Below are 19544 nucleotides of genomic sequence, written 5' to 3' on the forward strand. Positions count from 1 at the left end.
TGTGCTCTTCCGATCTGGATCCAGCTCAGTTGATGAGCTGGATCCGGATGCCTGCGCCGCGTTCCTTCACCACCATCCGACGTTCCACTGCTCCCGTTTGGGTGAGCCATACAACGCTGCCGTCAGATGTCACGGCCTCCACTACGCCCTGGTCCACGATCTCGTCGCCGCGCCAGATCTGAACTTTCAGACCAACCAGCGACCTCCAGTTGGTCACACTCTTTCCCCTTGCTTGTACGAAGGGTGCTCCAAATAACGAATCCTTCTTACGGTGCTGCAATGGGTGGCTCCTAGCGTCCTGGACAAACTTTCTGTACAGGAAGTGTGCCGTCGCCGATGCTCACATGACGCGAATACCAGGCCCAGTTGTGTGACCTGCGTCAATTACAGCGCTTTGACCGCCCCCAGCACCTTGGTCAAGGAGTCCTTCGCGTCGCCAAACAGCAGGGTGGTCTGGGGCTCATACAGGAGCTCGTTCTCAATACCGGCAAATCCGGGGCGCATGGAACGTTTGAGGAAAACCACCTGCCGGGCGTCGGCGACCTCCAGAATGGGCATGCCGTAGATCGGAGACCCCGAGGTGGTTTTTGCGGCAGGGTTCACAACATCGTTGGCCCCAACCACCAACGCGACATCGGTGGTCTTGAACTCCGAGTTGATGTCGCTCATCTCCTTCAAGGACTCGTAGGGCACGTTAGCCTCGGCAAGGAGTACGTTCATGTGGCCCGGCATGCGCCCGGCCACCGGGTGGATGGCGAAGTCCACCTCAATTCCGCGTGACTCCAAGGCCGAGGCCAGCTCCGCGGCAGTGTGCTGGCCTTGGGCCACTGCAAGGCCGTATCCCGGGACGATGATCACCCGCTGTGCATAGCCGAGCAATACTGCCACGTCCTCCGCGCTGGAGGATCTTACGGGCCGCTCACTGACGGTGGTTGAACCTGCGGTAGATCCGCCCTTGAAAGCCCCAAACATGATGCCTGCAACACTGCGACCCATCGCGGCAGCCATGGCGCGGGTGAGGATGGCGCCGGAAGCCCCCACCAGCGTCCCGGCCACCACCAGGAGGACATTGCCTAGCACCAGTCCGGACGCCGCGACAGCCAGGCCAGTGAAGGCGTTCAGGAGTGAAATGACAATCGGCACATCCGCGCCTCCCACCGGCAGCACCAGCAGGATTCCGGCACCAAGACCCAAGAGCAGCAGGAGCAGCGCCACCACCAACCAGCCGTTCAGGATCACCACAATTCCAGCACCCATTGCGGCAAGCAGCACCACGGCCATCAAGGCTGGTAACCCGGGAAATGTCACCGGCCGGGTGGTCATGAGCCCTTGAAGTTTGGCGAAAGTGACACCGGAGCCAGCAAAGGACACCGCACCCACCAGCAACGTGAAGACAATGGCCAGGCGAACCCACGGATCGCCCGAATGGGAGAGTTCCAGCAACGCCACCAGCGCCGCAGCACCACCACCCACACCGTTGAAGAGTGCCACGAGCTGCGGCATCTGCGTCATGTGCACCCGGCGGGCCACCGGCGCAGCCACACCCGAGCCCACAACGATGGCCCCCAGAATCCACGGGATATTGTCCAGTTTCACAGAGACAAACACCGTCACCACAGCCAGCAGAGCGCCAAATGCTCCGATCAGGTTCCCGCGCCGGGCAGTCCGTGGTGAACTTAGGCCCTTAAGGGCGAGGATGAAGCAGGCCGCCGCGGCGAGGTACAGCAGCGAGGTCCACGTGGGGTTCAGAAGCGTCATGGCCGGCGCTCCTTCTTCTCCGGCTCCACGGTGGCGGCCGGCTCCGCGGCTCCGCGGCCTTCAGGAACGGCAGCGTTCGACGGCGGTCGCTGCCGTCCGCGGAACATCTCCAGCATCCGGTCGGTCACCACAAAACCACCCACGAGGTTAGCCGTGGCAAGGACTACGGCCAGCAGCGCAACTGCCAACACCCACGGGTCAGCGGCCTGTCCCGCCACAATGATGGCGCCCACCAGGATGATGCCGTGGATGGCATTGGCGCCTGACATGAGGGGCGTATGCAGGGTACTGGAGACCTTGGAAACAACCTCAAAACCCACGAATACCGCCAGCACAGTAATCGTTAGCAGGCTCATGCCATCCATTAGCGCACTCCTTCACTACCGGGTTCGCTGCCGGGTTCGCTACCGGGTTCACTGCCAGTGCGAGAACCGCCGGATGGTGAACCGCTGGCTCCGGAGGCGCCGGCATTCCCGCCTACAAGGGGCGCAGCCTCTCCTGCGAGCGCCGCAAGTGCCTCCGCAGTTGGTGCGTGGAGGACTTGGCCGTTGTGGGTGAGGCACGTGCCTGCAATGACTTCATCCTCAAAGTCCGGAACCACCACGCCGTCCCGAGTCATGAGTGCCAGGAGGTTGGCGACGTTCTTGGCGAACAGTCGTGAGGCATCCGCAGGCATTGCCGATGCCGCGTCCTTGATTCCCACGAGTGTCACGGTGCCCTGACCATCGCCGGTGGGGATGGGGATGTCCTGCCCAGGGATGCTCCCCTCCACGTTTCCGCCGGATTCCGCAGCTAGGTCCACCACCACGGACCCCGGGCGCATCCCTTGGACCATTTCGCGGGTCACAAGGAGTGGGGCGCGCCTTCCAGGCACGGCAGCAGTGGTGATGAGGACGTCGGCCTGAGCCACGTGCGGCGCCAAGAGGGCTCTTTGGAGGGCACCCCGGTCCGCGCTGAGCTCCCTGGCGTAGCCGCCCGAAGCCTCTGCGGTTTCAAGGTCCAGCTTGATGAAGGTTCCTCCCATGGATGCCACTTCGTCCGCCGAGGCGGGTCGGATGTCATTGGCGGACACGCGAGCACCTAGTCTTTTGGCGGTTCCGATGGCCTGAAGGCCGGCAACCCCGGCGCCGAGCACCAGCACGCGGGCGGGCGGAATGGTTCCCGCTGCCGTCATGTACAGCGGAAAGAACCTCGGTAATCGCATGGCGGCCTCAAGCACACAGCGATAGCCGGCCACCAGGGCCTGCGAGGTGAGCGCATCCATGGACTGGGCACGCGATATTCGAGGAACCAGTTCCAGCGCAAAGGAGGTGATGCCCCCGGCGGCGAGCGCCCGCACAGTGGGCAGCTCCGAGGACGGCGACCCCAGGCCCACGGTGACCGAACCCCGGCGGAGAGCTGCCGCCGTCGACGGTTCCATGGGGCGCACATGGCAGTAGACATCTAGTGTCCCGAGGTTCAGGGACTGCACTACCGTGGCCCCTGCTGTGCGGTAGTCATCGTCGCTATGGCCGGAGGCCATGCCGGCACCGGACTCCAGTTCAACGTCAAGGCCCAACCCCATCAGTTGCTTCACCGTTTCCGGCGTTGCAGCAACACGTCGCTCACCGTCAAGTGTCTCGCGCGCTATGCCTGCCTTCACCCGCCACCCCTTTTCCGGAACCCTCCAGAACTCAGTTGGCATGAGTCTATGACTGCAAGGGGCCCGGCGGGAGTAGGGGCTGCGCTATGTGCATAAGTCCACTAAGGTCGGTGGAAGCTGGGAGCAACCAGCACCACACCGTCGACGAGCCGGTTCCGGCCGTGCCGTCGGAAAGGAACGCCACTATGGACACCTTCAAAATCGGTTACTTCGTCGGAAGCCTGGCAAGCAATTCCATCAACCGGGTCCTCTCCAAGGCCCTCATCAGCGTGGCGCCGCCGGAACTCGAGTTCCATGAGATCGCCATCAAAGATCTTCCGTTGTACAGCTCGGATTACGATGCTGATTTCCCGGCGGCGGGCCGGGACTTGAAGGATGCCATCGCCGCATCGGACGGCATCTTGTTTATCTCGCCCGAGTACAACCGCTCTATTCCCGGCGCCTTGAAGAATGCCATAGATTGGGGTTCACGCCCGTGGGGCACCAATTCATTCGCTCGCAAGCCCACCGGAATCATCGGCGCATCGCCGGGCGGTATTGGAACCGCCGTGATGCAGTCGTCCATGCGCAGTGTTTTGAGTTTCCTGGATGCGCCACAGTTGAACGCACCTGAGGCTTACATCCGCTTCGTCGCAGATGCGTACGACGACGACGGTTCAGTTAAGGACGAAGCGACAGCAGGGCTTCTGCGCCACTATATGGAGGAATACAGCGCGTTCGTTCAGCGCGTCCTCGCCGCCAACGCGCCCGGCCACATCGGTGATCAGGAACCGGATTCGGCAAAGCTCACGCGGTAACACCGCTCCGGGTGCCGGGCGGCATGCCCGCAGGCGGCTGGACAGGCGCTTAGGTGTCCCGCGAACCCGCCATCAGCTGGCCGATGATGCTGGTCTCCAAGTGCTCCAACAGGTGCCGCGGATTGTCATAGACTTCCGCGGCACCGGCGTCGCGCAGTTCGGCTTCGCTGATTCCGCCGCAGGTCAGGGCGATGACGGGAACGCCGATCGCAGCTCCGGCCTTTACATCCCACACGGCGTCGCCTACGAACACCACATCCTCCGGACCGAGCCCCAGCTTTTCCAGGCAGGCCTCGAGGATGTCCGGTGCGGGCTTGCTCTGCTTTGCGTCGTTTGAGCTGGTCCACGCATCAATGGAGGATCCGGCATCGAGAAGGTGCTTGCTTACTTCAAGGTCGCGTTCCTGCGCTGACGAGGCCAAGCCCACAGCCAGTCCCGCGTCCGAGCATGCAGCCAGAAGGTCACGGACCGAAGCGAAGGTGCGCAGAGCCGGCCAAAACGTTGAAAAGACCGCACCGTGCGCGGACTTGAGATCTTCCTGCATGTCCTCGGGACAGTCCGGGATCAGACTCTGGATGAGCCGGTCACCTCCCATGCCAACCCTTCGGTGAATGGCGGACATTTCGACATCCAGGCCTTCGCGTCGGAACGCTTGCCACCACGCCATGGCATGGAAGTAGCTGGAATCGATCAGGGTTCCATCCACATCGAAAAGAACGCCGCGTTTCTTTTTTGTCGCTTCATCAGTTGCCACAGCTGACCACCCCTGCGTGTGTCTGCGCTTGCGCACCTTGGGCGGCCAGCGCGGAGTCGATCACTGGTTCCTCAAGCATGAGTACCGCATACCGCTCAGCCGAAGCTGGTCTTAGCAGCCCCGTTCCTGCAACTTCACGGATGGCTGCGACTCCCTCAACAGCCTCGTCCATGGTGGAAAACTGCTTGGACAGACCCATCAACACGTCGTCGCCGTCCACCATCAGAATCCGAAATTCCCCATCAGGCGTTTCAGCCAGTTCCAAATGCCCGGCCATCCGAACCTCCTCGTCTTCGATGCCAAACAGCATAGTAAGACTACTTAGTATAAACCTCTCAGTAATATTGCGTCACGCGGGAATTAGGCGTGTGCAACTTGTTGTTGTCACAGGCATGACAACAATCGGAATCATCGGTGCAGGACACATTGGCAGCCAAGTCGCCCGCAAAGCGGTAGAACTCGGCTATGACGTGGTCATCAGCAACTCCCGAGGGCCGGAAACCCTCCGTGAGCTGGTGACCGAACTCGGGCCGCGCGCCCGGGCCGCAACGGCAGGTGAGGCAGCAGCAGCAGGAGATTTCGCCGTCGTGACCGTCCCTTTAAAGAACTATAAGGACATCCCCACCGAGCCGCTTGAGGGCAAGATCGTGATCGACACCAACAACTACTACTGGGAGCGCGACGGCCGGATCGCTGAGCTGGACAACGGAGAAGCCACCACTTCCGGCCTGCTTCAGAAGCACCTGCCCACCTCCAAGGTAGCCAAGGGCTTCAACCACATTTTCGCCAAGGACATCACCACGGACGGCACCGCTGCCGGCACGCCCAACCGTCGCGCCCTGGCCACCTCCAGCGACTTCCCCGAAGCCGCCGAGCTTGTGACCAAGCTCTACGACGAATTCGGCTTCGACACCGTCAACATCGGCCCGCTGGAGGACAGCTGGCGCGTAGAGCGTGACCGCCCCGCCTACGTCATCCGCCAGAACGCGGAGGAACTGCGCGGGAACCTCGCCAAGGCAACGCGCACGGTCTAACCCGGAACGCACGACGGCGGCAAGGGGCTTACGCTTGCCGCCCCACCTTTGCGGGCGCCGTGAATTTTGCGGGTGCCGTGAATTTTGGGTCGAAATCGTGTCACGAATCGGGACCACGGCGCACTTTATGGGTGGCTGCCTCTCTAAATGCCTGGCGCATCAGGCGTTCGGGGAGGCAGCTGCCCCCGAAGCGTCCCACCCCGAGGAGTTCCATGTCCACCAAAATCTCGAACTGGCCCGCAGCGACGCCCATGTGGGTTGACCTGGGCGTTGACGATCTCCAAGCGGCGAAGGCCTTTTATGCAGACCTCTTCGGATGGGATTTTGTTGCTGGCGGTCAGGACGGCGGGGAATACTCGCTTGCACACGTCGCCGGGCGGGCGGTGGCGGGCGTAGGGCCCAAGCAGGATCCGGATGCGCCCACCGTATGGACAACGTTCCTGGCATCGGATGACGTCAATGTCACCGCCAAGAAGATCAGCGCGGCCGGCGGAGAGCTGCTTGCCCCTCCCTTCGACGTCATGGAATCCGGGCGAATGACGCTGGCGACTGACAGCGTGGGCGCAACCTTCGGCGTGTGGCAGGCAGGCACCCATATCGGCGCGGAACGCGTCAATGAGCACGGCGCACTGTGCTGGAATGAGCTCCACACCCGGGACTTCGCATCGGCGCGGTCCTTCTACTCCGAGGTCTTCGACGTCAGCTACCAGGACGTCACCGAAGACGGCTTGGTGTACTCCACCATTCGCAGGCCGCTGGATGGCCGGGAAGTGGGCGGGATTCAGCATGACGTTGACGTTCCCTCCGGCACCCCCAACCACTGGCTGACCTGGTTCGCCAGCGACTACGTTGAGGGCACTGCGAATCGGGCCGTAGAGCTCGGCTCCAGCCTGCTGATGCCTGTCACCGAAAGCCCGCTGGGACGCATGGCCATCATCCAAGCGCCACAAGGTGAGGTGTTTGGCATCATCGACGCACCCCGAATCGGCGAGTAAACACCCGGCCCGCGCTCAGGCAGCAGCCGGATTGAGTGCCTCGGCTATGACCTCATGCGCATGGGCCGCGGCAAGCGGAGCGGCCAAGCGGTGGACCGCCTGGAACGTCCTGCGCACGGCAGGACCGTGCCAATCGGGCGGCAAGTAGTCAGTGGGGAGGTTTGGATCCCGGTACGGAAACTTGCGCCACATGGTGAGCATCGGGATGTAGTAGCGGAAGGCATCGCGACGCATGTCCTCGGTGGATTCAGCCAGTGCGATGTCCGGATCGCTGCCCACGAGTCCGGTCCAGCGCTGCTCCGCACCGTCGTAGAGTTCAAGGAATTCCGTGAACTGCTGGTCCAATTCCTTGAGGTCCCACCACTCCGAAATCTTGGGCCGCATAGGGCCATCAAAAACGTAGTCGCTCCGAAAGAGATCCACGAACTCGATCAACCCGCCAGCCGTGAGCCGCTCCCGGGCTTGCTCCAATTTATGCGCGGGAGCAATCCACACACCGTTGGCGACTGAACCAAAGCCCAAGGACAGCAGGGCTGATCGCAGCTGGTGCCGGCGGTTCCGCATGGATTCGGGCACGGAGAAGACCGCCAGCACCCAGGTATCCACCGGCGCGGGCTGCTCCGGGGCGAAGATCCTGCGGTCACCTTCCCGGAACACATCACTGACGGACTCCGAAATTTTGTACTTGGCAATCCCGCCCTCGCGGACGCTTTTAAGAACACCCTTGGCTTTGAGCCTGGAAACTGACGACCTCACGCCGGGAGCGTCGTAGCCCAGTGATCCCAACATGGAGATCAGCGCAGATACCGGCAATGCGTCGCCTGCATTTCGTCCGTAGAGGCCAAAAATGGTGACGAGCAGCTGCTGGTGGCGCACCGGGGGTGCCGGGACGGCGAACATCGAAGGATCCTCATTTCCGCGCCGCAGTTCCGGCGCCAGTCCAGTTCATCATAGGCGCGGTAATGCTTCCGGTCAGATTGCTTCAATGCCCATATTCGGCCCCGATCAACGGATCATGTGGAATGCCTGAGGCGCTCGTTCTTCTTCTGGAGACTGTCCGGCTAGCCGTGTCATAGTAAGCATGCTTACTATGGAGCCACGCTGATTCGAGGCTCACACCGCCCCGAAAGGTCCTTTCCGTATCAACGATAGGAAACACATCATGGCAGGAAATCTCGTAGCCCGCTCCATTCACGACCTCACCGCCGCGGCATGGTTTGGCGGCTCACTGATGGGCGCCATCGGACTTAATGGTGCCGCTGCAGAAGCGAAAGACCCCACCGAGCGCACCCGCCTCTCCAGCAAGGGTTGGGGAAAGTGGGCCCCCATCCAGACAGCAGCCTTCGCCGGACACCTGGCCTCTGACCTTGCCATCGCATGGGAGAACAAGGGCCGGATTGCCAAGCAGGACAATGTCGCCGCAAACACTGTCTACAAGACTGTAGTGACTTTGGCTGGAGCCGCCGTCACGTTGTACGCAGGTGTTGTGGGCAAGAAGGTGGATGAGCTCTCCGACGAAGGCGCCAAGGGTGCAACAGAACCTCGGGCCGGCGCATCCGATGAGTTGAAGTCCGCTCAGACCCAGCTCAAAGCACTGCAGTGGGCCATTCCGGCGTTCGCGGCTTGGGTGATCATCCTCGGCGCAAAGCACGGCGAGATGCAGCGGCCGAAGAACATCATCAAGGGCTTGCGCTAGCCACCCACCCCGCGTCCCCAACCACCACTGGCCGAGACGGCAGTGAATGACAATCCCATTGCTCACCATTGTCATCAACCGCCGTCTCGGCGTAGGGGGTCAGGCTCCTTTCAAAGCTTTGACGAAGTGTTCCGGCCATGGCTGTGCAGCTGCGGTTCCATGGGGGACGTACACGGTGGTGACCGTCCCGTAGGCGGCGACCTCACCGGCGTCGGACGCTACCTCAAAAGCCAGGGTCAGCGAGGTCCGGCCCAGTGCGCTTACCGTCACCGTGGCGGTGATGCGCTGGCCGAACCACAGCTTGGCCTTGTAGTTGATGACTTGCTGAACACGCGGAGCGCTGGGGAAATAGTCCGGCAACTCCAGCGAACGGAAGAGCTCGGCCTCCGCAGCCTCAACCCAGCGCAGAATGGCCGAGTTGTGCTGGTGCCCGGAGGCGTCGGTGTCCACCCATTCCACCGTTCGCTGGACGGACGCCTCCGGAAACCTATCCACGATTCTCCTAGCGGGCGCTAACGGCGGCGTCGTTAGGATCAACGTCGACGGCGGCGACTGCCACCTCAGGCTGCGGCTTCGGAATCATCGCCACAGCACCCGCGGCCAGAACCGCGATGCCGGCGAAGATTGCGAAGTTGGCCTCGAAGGGCAGCTTGGAGCCTGCGATCCAGCCACCGATCAACGGTCCGGAAATGGCACCCAGGCGGGCGAAGCTCAGGGCCCATCCCGTCGCCGTGCCACGGACCTTGGCCGGGTAGTAGTCGGCAATATAGCCGGTCAGCACCAGCGATGTGGAGATGGAACCAACGCCTGCGAAGGCCACGAACAGCAGGTTGACCACCATGGTGTTGGGGAAGACCAGCAGCATGATGCCCAAGCCGCCCAGGATGTAGAACACCACCAGGATGAGCTTCTTGCCGTACTTGTCTGCGGCGCGGCCAAGGAGCAGGCCCCCGATTGCGGAGGCGAGGCTGAAGACCAGCAGGAAGGTCAGTGACGAGCCGAGGTCGTAGCCGGCCTTCTTCATGATGCTCGGCAACCAGGTGTTCAAGCCGTACACCAGGACCAAGCCACAGAACAGCGAGATCCAGAAGAAAACGGTGGAGCGCAGGTACTTCCGGGAGAACATGGTGGTGATGGTCTTCCACCACGGATCCACCAGGCCGCCTTGGGCAGCAGGAACTGCCGGAGCCACAGCAACAACGGGCTTGTAGTTGGAGATGTTCAGCTTGGCGGCCAAGGCCTTGGCCTCGGACTTCCGGCCCTTCGACTCCAGGAATTCCAGGGATTCAGGCAGGAACTTCCAGATGATCGGAATCAGCACCACAGGTGCGGCACCGATCGCGATCACAGCACGCCAACCACCCATGGGCAGGACGAACAACGCGGCCAAAGCGGCGGCAACGATGCCCAGCGAGTAGCCGGAGTACATGAGGCCGTAGTTGTAGGAGCGCTTGTTCGGCGCCGAGTATTCAATGGTCAGGGCCGCTGCCACCGGAATGACACCGCCCATGCCCAGCCCGCCAATGAGGCGGAACAAGCCGAACAGCTCCGGCGTCGGCGCCCAGGCAGCGCCTGCCTGGGTGAGCGTGAAGATTGCCATTGAAGCCAGGAGCATTTTCTTGCGGCCGACGAGGTCGCTGAGCGTGCCGATGAAGAGGGCGCCAATAAGCATGCCAATCAGGGCATATGATCCCAGTCCGCCCAAGGCCAGCGGGCTGAGGTTCCACTCTTTGTACTCGGCAAGTGCCGGCAGGATGGCGCCCAGGACGCCGACGTCGTAACCTTCGGCGAGGATCGCGAGCCAGCAGCAGAACAACACCAAACCGGTGGTCTTCTTGGGCACGTTCCAGTCGTTGACTGGTGCGGTGGCCATGGCTACTTCACCAAAACCGATGCTGCGGCGGACTCGGGAGTCCAGCGGAGGTGTGTGTTGACTTCTTCCATGTCGGCTTCCTTAAGCAGGGACAGTCGGGGACGAACGGCGTCAGTGCGTGAGCTCGGAGGCTTGCGGCGACCAGCACGGAATTGTGGGATCCAGTCGGCGCCGGGCCCCTGATATTCCTGCTCGGCCGCTGCGTGCAGCGTCCATTGGGGGTCGTAAAGGTGCGTGCGTCCCAAGGCGATCAAATCCGCACGGCCGGCCAGGAGGATGGAGTTCACGTCATCGTAGGTGGAGATGGCGCCGACGGCGATCACCGCCACGCCTGCAGGTGCGGCAACTTCCTGACGGATGCGGTCCGCGAACGGCGTCTGGTAGCTACGGCCGAAGGCGGGCTTCTCTTCCTTGGCGACCTGCCCGGTGGAAACGTCCAAGCCGGCGGCGCCGTGCTCAACGAACGCCTTGGCGATGGCCACGGAATCATCCGAAGTGTTGCCACCTTCGATCCAGTCGGTGGCGGAGATGCGCACCGTCACCGGCTTGCTGGCAGGCCAAGCTGCACGAACGGCGTCGAACACTTCCAGCGGGAACCGCAGCCGGTTCTCCAAGCTGCCACCGTATTCGTCGGTCCGCTTGTTGGACACCGGCGAAAGGAAGGAGGACAGCAGGTAACCGTGGGCAGCATGGATTTCCAGGAGATCGAAACCGGCCTCGTCCGCACGGACCGTGGAGGCGACGAACTCGGCCTTGATGGCATCCATTCCAGCGCGATCCAGCTCCACGGGAGTTTGGTTCTCCGGGCTGTACGGCAAGGCAGAGGGACCCACGGCGGTCCAGTTACCGGACTCGAGCGGCTGGTCAATGCCTTCCCACATGAGCTTGGTGGAGCCCTTGCGCCCAGAGTGGCCCAGCTGGGCGCCGATCTTGGCGGTGGAACGGGCGTGAACAAAGTCCACGATTTCCTTCCAGCTGTCCCTCTGATCGTCCGAGTACAGGCCACTGCAGCCAGGAGTAATGCGTCCGGCTTCGGAAACGCAGACCATTTCGGTCATCACCAAGCCGGCACCGCCGAGGGCCTTCGAGCCGAGGTGGACTTTGTGGAAGTCACCCGGAACACCGTCCGTAGCTGAATACATATCCATTGGGGAGACCACAATGCGGTTCTTCAGCTCCAGCCCACCAATGCGGAAGGGCTGGAACATGGCCGGTGCCACCTCGCTGAGGCCCTGGGATTCAGCGAAGCCGCGGTCCACGGCATCGGCGAACTCAGGATCGCGGAGGCGCAGGTTTTCCTGGGTGATGCGGCGGCTGCGGGTGAGCAGGTTGAACGCGAACTGCGTGGGGTCCTGGTCTTTGTACTGACCGATGCGCTCGAACCATTCAAGGGATGCCTGGGCTGCACGCTGGGTGGAGGCAACCACGGGCCGACGCTCGGCCTCATAAGCAACCAAGGCGGACTCCACATCCGGGTGCTCGTGGAGGCAAGCAGCCAATGCCAGCGAGTCCTCCATGGCCAGCTTGGTGCCCGAACCGATGGAGAAGTGGGCGGTGTGGGCGGCGTCGCCCAGCAGCACTACGTTGTTGTGGCGCCAGCTCTCGTTGCGGACCGTGGTGAAGTTGATCCACTTGGAGTTGTTGGTGAGGACCTCGTAGCCGTTCAGTTCCTCGGCGAAGATCTCGCGGATCTTGGCGATGGCCTTCTCATCGGAGACACCGGGAGGGAAGACCTCGTTGGCGGTTTCGTCGAAGCCCGCGGCGTGCCACACGTCCTGGTGCATTTCCACGATGAAGGTGGAGCCCTCGTCCGAGTAGGGGTAACCGTGGATCTGCATGACGCCCCACTCGGTTTCCTTCACGAAGAACTTGAAGGCCTCGAAAACCTGGTCCGTACCAAGCCACATGAACTTGTTGGTCCGCGGGTCCAGGTTCGGCTTGAAGGAGTCGGCGTACTTGGCCCGGATCTGGGAGTTGATGCCATCCGCTGCGAGAACAAGATCGTAGTTGGCTTCAAGCTCCTCCACGGCAGGAGCCAGGGTACTGAAACGCACGTCCACGTTCAGTTCGATGCAGCGGCGCTGGAGCAGCTCCAGCAGTTCCTTGCGGCTCATGGCAGCGAAGCCCTGGCCGCCCACCGTGATCATTTGCTCGCGGAAGTGGATGTCGATATCGGACCAGCGTGCGAAGCGACGGCTCATGTACTCGGCCACTACGGGATCAGCGTTGCCGATGCCGCCCAGGGTCTCATCGGAAAACACGACGCCGAAGCCAAAGGTGTCGCTGGCAGCGTTACGTTCCCAGAGGGTGATGTCATGCGACGGGTCCAGCTGCTTCATCAGTGCTGCGAAGTACAGACCGCCAGGCCCGCCTCCAACGATTGCGATTTTCATGGTGTTGCTCCTTCTCAAGCCTGGCTCTGGCCGGCGGGGGTAAGTTGTTCGGTCTTGCTCGCGTTCCCGGTGTTGTCCTGCGAGAGGACCCTGTCGCGGAGCTTGAAATGCTGGAGTTTGCCGCTGGGGTTGCGTGGAAGTTCAGTAACGAAGCGGACGTCCCTGGGGTACTTGTAGGGGGCGATGGTCTGCTTCACGAAGTCCTGGATCTCTTTGCGCTTGCCGGCATCGCCTGTGACGCCTTCACGCAGGACGACGAATGCGCAGACGATGCTGCCGCGCTCTTCATCCGGAACCCCGATGACCGCGTTTTCCACAACATCCGGGTGCTGGTCGATGGCCGTCTCAACCTCGGGCGCACCGATGTTGTAGCCGGAGGAGACGATCATGTTGTCTGATCGTGCCTGGTAGGTGAAGTACCCGTCGGCATCCATGGCGAACGTGTCACCGGTGACGTTCCAGCCACGGACCACGTAGTTGGCCTGCCGTGCGTCGTCGAGGTAGCGGCATCCGGTGGGGCCGATCACTGCCAGGCGGCCGATGTTGCCCGGGCCGAGTTCGTTGCCGTCGTCGTCCAGGATGGTGGCCCTGAAGCCCGGCACCGCGCGGCCGGTGGTCCCAGGGCGGATATCGTCCCCTGCCGCGGAAATGAAGACGTGCAGCATTTCCGTGGCGCCAATCCCGTTGATCAGCCGCAAACCAGTAGCCTCATGCACCGCTTCCCAGGTTTCCTTGGAGAGATGCTCTCCGGCGGAGACGGCCATACGCAGGCCCCTGAGGAGGTCTCCGCGCTTCTCTTTCAGGATGGCCCGGTAAGCCGTGGGTGCGGTGAAGAGGATGCTGGCTCCTGCCGCGGCTGCGGCTTCAGCAAGCTCCACCGGCCCGGCCTTCTCCGTGAGGAGCGACGACGCGCCGAACCTGAGCGGGAAGACCACCAAACCGCCAAGTCCGAACGTGAACGCCAGGGGCGGGGAACCCGCGAACACGTCATCTGCAGTTGGTTCCAGGATGTAACGGGCGAAAGTGTCCGCGTTGGCCAGGATGTCCCGGTGGAAATGCATAGTCACCTTGGGCACGCCGGTGGTGCCCGACGTCGGTCCTAACAGGGCGACGTCGTCCGCGGCAGTGTCCACTGCCGTGAATTTGCCGCTCTTGTGCTCGCAGCGCGAGGCGAGGTCGCCGTCGTCGTCGAATCCGTTACCGGCCCCGTACGTCAGGACGGTGACGTCATCCCCGGCCGCGACCGCGAGCTCGTCCACGAAGCGGTGGTCCGAGATCGCGACCACCGGTTTGGTCAAGCCGATCAAAGTGGAGACCTCGGTGGAGCGCAGCATGGGCATGGTGGTGACTACTACGGCGCCGGCTTTCAGGACACCCAGCCAGGCAGCCACGATCCAAGGGTTGTTGGGCCCGCGCAACATCACGCGGTTGCCCGGAACGACACCGAGGTCTTCGGTGAGGACCTGTGCCACCTGATTGGAACGCTGCTGGAGCTGACCGTAGGTCCATACCGAGCCGTCAGGGGTCCACAGGGCGGGACGGTCTGGGCCGTACTGCTCAACAGCGTCGTCGATCAGTACCGCCGCAGCGTTGAGCCGCTCCGGGTAGTGGAGTTCGGGAAGGGTGAATTCAAGCGCAGGCCAAGTATCGGCGGGCGGCAGGTGGTCGCGGGTGAACGTGTCCACGTGGGCCGATGGCATCATGCTCATGGCCGGTCCTTTCAGTGGTGCGTCGTTGAAGCGGATGAAAGTTGGGGCAAAACTGTTGAGGCGCCGGCGCGAATCATGCCCTCTTGGGCGACCGTGGCAAGCAGCCTTCCGTGACGATCGAAGAAGCGGCCCATGGCGAGGCCCCTGTTGCTTTGACCGGAAATGGCGTCCTGGGCGTAGAGCACCCAGTCGTCGGCGCGACCATCGCGGTGGAACCACATGGAGTGGTCCAAGCTGGCGGTCGCGAGTCCCGGGCTGGACCAGTTGAGTCCATTCACCCGGAGCAGCGGCTCCAAAATTGTGTAATCGCAGACGTAAGCCAGCGCTGTGCGGTGAAGGTCGGCGTCGTCGGGCAGGGCGTCAAAAGCCTTGACCCAAATGGCCTGCTGCGGCACGGAACCGCCCTCGAGATCGATATATACCGGCCCTGGAATATGGCGCATATCGAAGCTACGGCCCGTCGACCAGTACTCCGCGGCTTGGCCGTCCACGCCGTCCAGCGCTTCGGCCGCAGTCCGCAGCGATTCAGGCTCGACGGCGGCAGGAGCCTCGGGCTGGAAGTCCGGGCCGCTCTCAGGGACCTGGAACGAACCCATGGCCGCGTACACGGCCTTGCCGTTCTGGAAACCCCGGACCGTGCGGGTGGAATACCCTCGGCCATCCCGCAGGCGCTCCACTTCGTACCGGACACTGGAACCGATATCCACGGGACGCATGAAGTAGCTGTGCATCGAGTGCAGAGTCCTGTCAGCATCAACGGACCGCATCATCGCGGCCGCCGCCTGTGCCACCATGTCTCCACCATAGGCTTTTGGCCACGGCACGTACTGGGTGGTTGCTTCATAGGCTTCGTCGAACACCTCGGCCGTTGTGGGCGTTAGTTCAACTGCCTTAAGGAAGGTCTCGGACGTCAGGGTTCCAGTGATCATGGCTTAGGCCCGGCGGTAGTCAGCGAGGGTTTCGTCAGCCACGTCTTCGAGGTTCACCACGAGGTTCTCCGGCGTGCGCGCTGTGAGCCAGACGAGTTCTTCCGTGATGGACATGTTGGCTTCAACGTGGGGCATGAACGGCGGCACGAAAACCCAGTCGCCGGCCTTCATGTCGATGAACTCCGAGTAGTTCTCGCCGAAGTAGATGCGGCCGTGGCCACGTAACACATAGCCGCCGGTCTCAGCCTCGCCGTGGTGGTGCGGAAGTGAGCGGTACCCGGGGGTGTTGGACACTTGGCCGAACCAGATCTTGGTTGCCGGGGTGTGCTGGATGCTGACGCCGGACACGCGGATGCAGTCGCCGGACTGCGCAGTGTTGGTGTCCTCAGCTCCGGCGCGGGTGACAACCGGGACAACCTTGCCGTCAGCCTGCGCGTAGATGGAGTTATCGCCTTCGAGTTGGTACTCGGTAGTGGTCTGGCTCATGGGTTTTCTCCTTTTATCTGGTGGTTCTGGACGATTGTTGTCAGGCGGGGACTGCGACGGGTGCGTGGATTCGGAACTGGTTCTCCAACCGGCCGATCCCGTCGATTTCCGTAGTGAGGACGTCGCCGTCCTTAAGGAAGCGAGGCGGGGTCATTCCCATGCCCACTCCCCCAGGTGTTCCGGTAAGGACGAGGTCGCCGGGACGCAGAGCGGTGAATTGCGAGATGTAGGACAGCAGCTGTGCCGGGCCGAATACCAGGGTGCTGGTGTTTCCCTGCTGCACAAGCTCGCCGTTGACGTATCCGCGGACGTTGAAGTGTTGGTCCGCCTCGTCCGCGGTGAGCATGACCGGCCCCACCGGGGTAGTACCGTCCCATGCCTTGCCTTGGAACCACTGCAGCGTCCGGTTTTGCCAGTCGCGCATGGAAACATCGTTGGCCACCGTGTACCCGGCGATCGCCTCGCGGGCTTGGTCCTCGTCCGCACGGAACAGTTCAGAACCCACGACGACGGCGAGCTCGGCTTCCCAGTCCACACGGCCGCTGCCGTGGACTTCTACGGCGTCTTCAGCCCCCACCAAGGTGTCCGCGTACTTGGCGAACAGTGTGGGGTATTCGGGCAGTTCGCGGCCCATTTCCTGGATGTGGTCCCCATAGTTCAAGCCGCAGCAGATGACTTTGCCGGCCCGGGGAAGGAGCGGGGCGAGGTCAGCGTCGGCGGCTGCAACTATGGTCTGCTCCTTTGACGCCGCAGCCTCTTCAACAACGTTTCGCCAGTCCGGCCGAGCCAGGAGCGCGCCCACGTCATCGGCGGGCAGGGTGAGGTAAGAGTCGGCGCCCGTGGCGAGTGCCGCCGTCGTTCCTCCGTTGGCCGTGCGCAGGGTGGCGAGTTTCATTGCGGGTTCCCTTCGAGATTTTGTGATGTGTCGACTTTTTTACGATCGTCACATATGCTCAACGTAGCACGGCAGAAATGATCTGCACAGAGGCTTTCCAAAAGTTTTTGCAGTTGCCACAACGAGGAGGAACAGCATGAGCCACACAACGATCAACCCGGAATCGCTGCCCAAACCATCGGGTTTTGCGCACGGCATCCTGGCTGGCAACACCGTCTTCCTGGGCGGGCAGACGGCTTTGGACAAGAACATGAAGATCGTTCCCGGCGGCATCGTGGAACAGTTCACGCAGGCGTTCTCCAACGTGATCACCACCCTGCGCGAGGCCGGCGGACAGCCCGAAGACCTTGTCAACGTGACCATCTACCTCACGGACGTTGACGACTACATGGCCAACGGCCGCGAAATCGGACGCATCTGGCGCGAAATGGCGGGATCGCAGTACCCCGCCATGGCAGGCATCGGTGTCACGCGCCTGTGGCAGAAGGAAGCCCTGATCGAAATTCAGGGCATCGCGGTGATCCCGGAGCGCTAAAGCTCTGGAGTTTTTGTACAGATACCGCCCCTAAAACCGCTTCTAGAGGTCATTAGCTGTACAAAAACTCCCGTCGATGGCGCAGGATTGGGCCATGGGAACCGTTAGCGAATATCTTGCGGGCGTCAGCGAGGGCAACCGCCCAATTCTGGAGCGAATTGTGGCGATCGCCCGCGAGTTGGCCCCCGACGCCGAAGAAGGCGTCAGCTACGGGATGCCCGCTTTGCTGGTTGATGGCAAGGGCTTTGTGAGCGTGCTCGAAACCAAGAAGCACCTTGCCCTGTACCCGTTTAGTGGGCAGATCCTGCCGGAAATGTCCGAAGAGCTGGGGGGCTACTCATGGTCGCCGGGGACGCTGCGGTTCTCGGCGGACAACCCCGTGCCGGACTCGATGGTCCGCCGGATCCTTGAGACCCGATTGGCTGCGATCCGGAAGTAGTCAGTGCTCGAACCGGCTAGTGCTTCGCGGAGACGTCTTGGGAGATTGCCTGCGCGGTGGCCACCACTTCCTGGCGCACGCCCTCCAGATACTTCTCCGGGTCCGGCTGGGCAGCAACGGCCTGGGCCTGCAGGGACACGTTGATCGCAGCCACGTTGTCGCCGTTGTTGTGGTTCCACACCGGTGCTGCGATGGACATCAGCCCAAGTTCCAGCTCCTGGTCCAGGAGGCACCACCCCTGCCTGCGGACATGTTCGACGGCGGCCCTCAAGTCGGAGGCGCTGGCGACGGTCCGCGGCGTGAGCGGGGTGAGTTCCGCCGTCGCGAGGTAAGCCTCCAGCTTGGTCTGCGGCAATCCGGCGAGCAGCACTCGACCCATGGACGTGGCGTACGCGGGGAAGCGGGTGCCCACAGTGATCCCGACGTTCATGATCCTGCGGGTGGCGACACGGGCCACATAGAAAATATCCGGTCCGTCCAGCACCGCGGCGGAGGTGGACTCCCCCAGCTTTAGGCTCAGTTGTTCCAAGTGCGGCTGGGCGAGCTGCGGAATAGACAGCGCCGACAGATACGAGTATCCGAGCTGCAGCACCTTGGCCGTGAGCGCGAACGTCTTGCCATCGGTGCGGACATAGCCCAGCTCAACCAAGGTGTGCAGGAACCTCCGGGCCGTGGCACGGGTCAGATCGGTGCGGGCCGCGACTTCGCTGAGCGTCATCACGGGGTTGTTCGCGTCGAACGCCCGGATCACGGCAAGTCCCCGGGCCAGCGACTGCACATACTGATCGCTTGCCTGGGGGGTAATTGCGGAGTCGGTCATGGTTACCAATCCTAAATCGCGTTGCGAGGCCTACTCTGCAGGACTCACGCCCCGAAAACCCTGCAGAGCGGGCCTCACAACGCGGGGGCCGGAACTTGCGAGGCCTACTCTGCCTCCCTTAGGCCGGCTTCTTCAGGGGCAGCGGCACGAGTTCCTGGATTTCTTCGAAGGTGCAGCCGAAGGTCTCGCGGACGGTGACGCCATCGGGCCCGGTGAGGAACACAGCCTTGTCCGTGTAGACGCGGGTCACGCAGCCGACGCCGGTGAGCGGGTACGTGCACTGCTCCACCAGCTTGGATACGCCCTCGCGCGTCAAGAGTGTCATCATCACGAAGACATCCTTGGCGCCGGTGGCCAGGTCCATCGCACCGCCCACGGCCGGGATCGCGTCGGGGGCTCCCGTGTGCCAGTTGGCGAGGTCGCCGGTGGCGGAGACCTGGAAGGCGCCGAGCACGCAGATGTCCAAATGCCCGCCGCGCATGATGGCGAACGAGTCGGCGTGGTGGAAGTACGAGGCCCCGGGCAGTTCGGTGACGGGGATCTTGCCGGCATTAATCAGGTCGCCGTCGATCTCGTCGCCCTCAGCGGCCGGGCCCATGCCGAGCATCCCGTTCTCCGTGTGGAGCGTGATGTTCTGTTCCTCGGTGAGGTAGTTGGACACGAGCGTGGGCTGGCCGATGCCCAGGTTCACGAACGAACCCGGGGCGATGTCGCGGGCCACCAACTGGGCGAGCTCGTCGCGGCCCAACGGCTTCTCCGAGGTCTGGATGCTGGTTTGGGTGCTCATGC

General features: G+C 62.6%; 22 protein-coding genes. 6 read left to right on the forward strand and 16 right to left on the reverse strand.

The annotated features are described in order from the left end of the window. Positions 1-25 precede the first annotated feature (25 nt). The 4 genes from MOD31_RS12810 to MOD31_RS12825 form a co-directional block, all read right to left on the reverse strand. Complete coding sequence (locus MOD31_RS12810) at positions 26-217, reverse strand: hypothetical protein (protein ID WP_223941228.1); 192 nt, start codon at positions 215-217, stop codon at positions 26-28. A gap of 167 nt (positions 218-384) precedes the next feature. Then, positions 385-1758: an NAD(P)(+) transhydrogenase (Re/Si-specific) subunit beta gene (locus MOD31_RS12815; protein WP_250820835.1), complete on the reverse strand. Its 1374-nt coding sequence runs from the start codon at positions 1756-1758 to the stop codon at positions 385-387. Continuing rightward, positions 1755-2123 carry an NAD(P) transhydrogenase subunit alpha gene (locus MOD31_RS12820; protein WP_250820836.1) on the reverse strand — a complete coding sequence of 123 codons (369 nt, stop codon included), beginning with the start codon at positions 2121-2123 and terminating at the stop codon, positions 1755-1757. The genes MOD31_RS12815 and MOD31_RS12820 overlap by 4 nt, the downstream gene beginning before the upstream one ends. Further along, positions 2123-3400: a Re/Si-specific NAD(P)(+) transhydrogenase subunit alpha gene (locus tag MOD31_RS12825; RefSeq protein WP_250820909.1), complete on the reverse strand. Its 1278-nt coding sequence runs from the start codon at positions 3398-3400 to the stop codon at positions 2123-2125. Before MOD31_RS12825 ends, MOD31_RS12820 begins: the two co-directional genes overlap by 1 nt. Positions 3401-3585: 185 nt before the next feature. On the opposite strand from MOD31_RS12825, the gene MOD31_RS12830 reads away from it, so the two are divergent. Further along, a complete protein-coding gene (locus tag MOD31_RS12830) occupies positions 3586-4197 on the forward strand; it encodes an NADPH-dependent FMN reductase (protein ID WP_142937448.1) in 612 nt (203 codons plus the stop codon). 49 nt (positions 4198-4246) lie between these two features. Here MOD31_RS12830 and MOD31_RS12835 read toward each other — a convergent pair whose 3' ends face one another. Both MOD31_RS12835 and MOD31_RS12840 read right to left on the reverse strand, forming a co-directional pair. Further along, positions 4247-4951, reverse strand: a complete 705-nt coding sequence (locus tag MOD31_RS12835) for an HAD family hydrolase (RefSeq protein ID WP_250820837.1) — start codon at positions 4949-4951, stop codon at positions 4247-4249. Next, a complete protein-coding gene (locus MOD31_RS12840) occupies positions 4941-5261 on the reverse strand; it encodes a hypothetical protein (protein ID WP_223941232.1) in 321 nt (106 codons plus the stop codon). The genes MOD31_RS12835 and MOD31_RS12840 overlap by 11 nt, the downstream gene beginning before the upstream one ends. An 82-nt stretch (positions 5262-5343) precedes the next feature. Here MOD31_RS12840 and MOD31_RS12845 point away from each other — a divergent pair, with 82 nt between their 5' ends. Together MOD31_RS12845 and MOD31_RS12850 are read left to right on the forward strand one after the other, a co-directional pair. Beyond that, the gene (locus MOD31_RS12845) at positions 5344-5985 is read left to right on the forward strand and encodes an NADPH-dependent F420 reductase (protein ID WP_142937446.1); all 642 of its coding nucleotides are present in this window, start codon (positions 5344-5346) and stop codon (positions 5983-5985) included. A 212-nt stretch (positions 5986-6197) separates the two neighbouring features. After that, positions 6198-6980, forward strand: a complete 783-nt coding sequence (locus tag MOD31_RS12850; RefSeq protein WP_250820838.1) for a VOC family protein — start codon at positions 6198-6200, stop codon at positions 6978-6980. Between the two features lie 15 nt (positions 6981-6995). On the opposite strand, the gene MOD31_RS12855 is transcribed toward MOD31_RS12850, so the two are convergent. Further along, a complete protein-coding gene (locus MOD31_RS12855; protein ID WP_166841897.1) occupies positions 6996-7880 on the reverse strand; it encodes a PaaX family transcriptional regulator C-terminal domain-containing protein in 885 nt (294 codons plus the stop codon). Positions 7881-8142: 262 nt separating this feature from the next. On the opposite strand from MOD31_RS12855, the gene MOD31_RS12860 reads away from it, so the two are divergent. Beyond that, the gene (locus MOD31_RS12860; RefSeq protein ID WP_142937444.1) at positions 8143-8676 is read left to right on the forward strand and encodes a hypothetical protein; all 534 of its coding nucleotides are present in this window, start codon (positions 8143-8145) and stop codon (positions 8674-8676) included. A gap of 99 nt (positions 8677-8775) precedes the next feature. Here MOD31_RS12860 and MOD31_RS12865 read toward each other — a convergent pair whose 3' ends face one another. Genes MOD31_RS12865 through MOD31_RS12895 form a run of 7 tightly spaced genes read right to left on the reverse strand, consistent with a single transcriptional unit; the run spans position 8776 to position 16961 of the window. Then, a complete protein-coding gene (locus MOD31_RS12865; RefSeq protein WP_142937443.1) occupies positions 8776-9171 on the reverse strand; it encodes a thioesterase family protein in 396 nt (131 codons plus the stop codon). 7 nt (positions 9172-9178) lie between these two features. Next, entirely contained in the window at positions 9179-10549 is a 1371-nt protein-coding gene (locus MOD31_RS12870) for an aromatic acid/H+ symport family MFS transporter (protein ID WP_166841898.1), read from the reverse strand. A gap of 2 nt (positions 10550-10551) precedes the next feature. Next, positions 10552-12942 carry a bifunctional salicylyl-CoA 5-hydroxylase/oxidoreductase gene (locus tag MOD31_RS12875; protein ID WP_250820839.1) on the reverse strand — a complete coding sequence of 797 codons (2391 nt, stop codon included), beginning with the start codon at positions 12940-12942 and terminating at the stop codon, positions 10552-10554. A gap of 14 nt (positions 12943-12956) precedes the next feature. Further along, positions 12957-14651: an AMP-binding protein gene (locus MOD31_RS12880; protein ID WP_250820840.1), complete on the reverse strand. Its 1695-nt coding sequence runs from the start codon at positions 14649-14651 to the stop codon at positions 12957-12959. Between the two features lie 11 nt (positions 14652-14662). Next, positions 14663-15580, reverse strand: coding sequence for an acyl-CoA thioesterase II (locus MOD31_RS12885; protein ID WP_250820841.1), 918 nt, complete (start codon positions 15578-15580; stop codon positions 14663-14665). A 3-nt stretch (positions 15581-15583) separates the two neighbouring features. Continuing rightward, positions 15584-16066, reverse strand: coding sequence for a cupin domain-containing protein (locus MOD31_RS12890; RefSeq protein WP_142937438.1), 483 nt, complete (start codon positions 16064-16066; stop codon positions 15584-15586). A gap of 40 nt (positions 16067-16106) precedes the next feature. Continuing rightward, positions 16107-16961 carry a fumarylacetoacetate hydrolase family protein gene (locus MOD31_RS12895; protein WP_250820842.1) on the reverse strand — a complete coding sequence of 285 codons (855 nt, stop codon included), beginning with the start codon at positions 16959-16961 and terminating at the stop codon, positions 16107-16109. Between the two features lie 136 nt (positions 16962-17097). Between MOD31_RS12895 and MOD31_RS12900 the strand changes: the two genes are divergently transcribed. Together MOD31_RS12900 and MOD31_RS12905 are read left to right on the forward strand one after the other, a co-directional pair. After that, positions 17098-17496, forward strand: a complete 399-nt coding sequence (locus MOD31_RS12900) for a RidA family protein (protein WP_159732123.1) — start codon at positions 17098-17100, stop codon at positions 17494-17496. Between the two features lie 76 nt (positions 17497-17572). Then, positions 17573-17935 carry an iron chaperone gene (locus tag MOD31_RS12905; protein WP_250820843.1) on the forward strand — a complete coding sequence of 121 codons (363 nt, stop codon included), beginning with the start codon at positions 17573-17575 and terminating at the stop codon, positions 17933-17935. Between the two features lie 16 nt (positions 17936-17951). Here the strand turns inward: MOD31_RS12905 and MOD31_RS12910 are convergent, their stop codons facing one another. Next, positions 17952-18755 (reverse strand): IclR family transcriptional regulator C-terminal domain-containing protein, encoded by an 804-nt coding sequence (locus MOD31_RS12910; RefSeq protein WP_142937434.1) that lies wholly within the window; start codon positions 18753-18755, stop codon positions 17952-17954. Positions 18756-18873: 118 nt separating this feature from the next. Beyond that, complete coding sequence (locus tag MOD31_RS12915) at positions 18874-19542, reverse strand: 3-oxoacid CoA-transferase subunit B (protein WP_142937433.1); 669 nt, start codon at positions 19540-19542, stop codon at positions 18874-18876. Positions 19543-19544 lie beyond the last annotated feature (2 nt).

It is taken from the genome of Paenarthrobacter sp. TYUT067, assembly GCF_023656375.1.
In the GTDB taxonomy this organism is placed as follows: Bacteria; Actinomycetota; Actinomycetes; order Actinomycetales; family Micrococcaceae; genus Arthrobacter.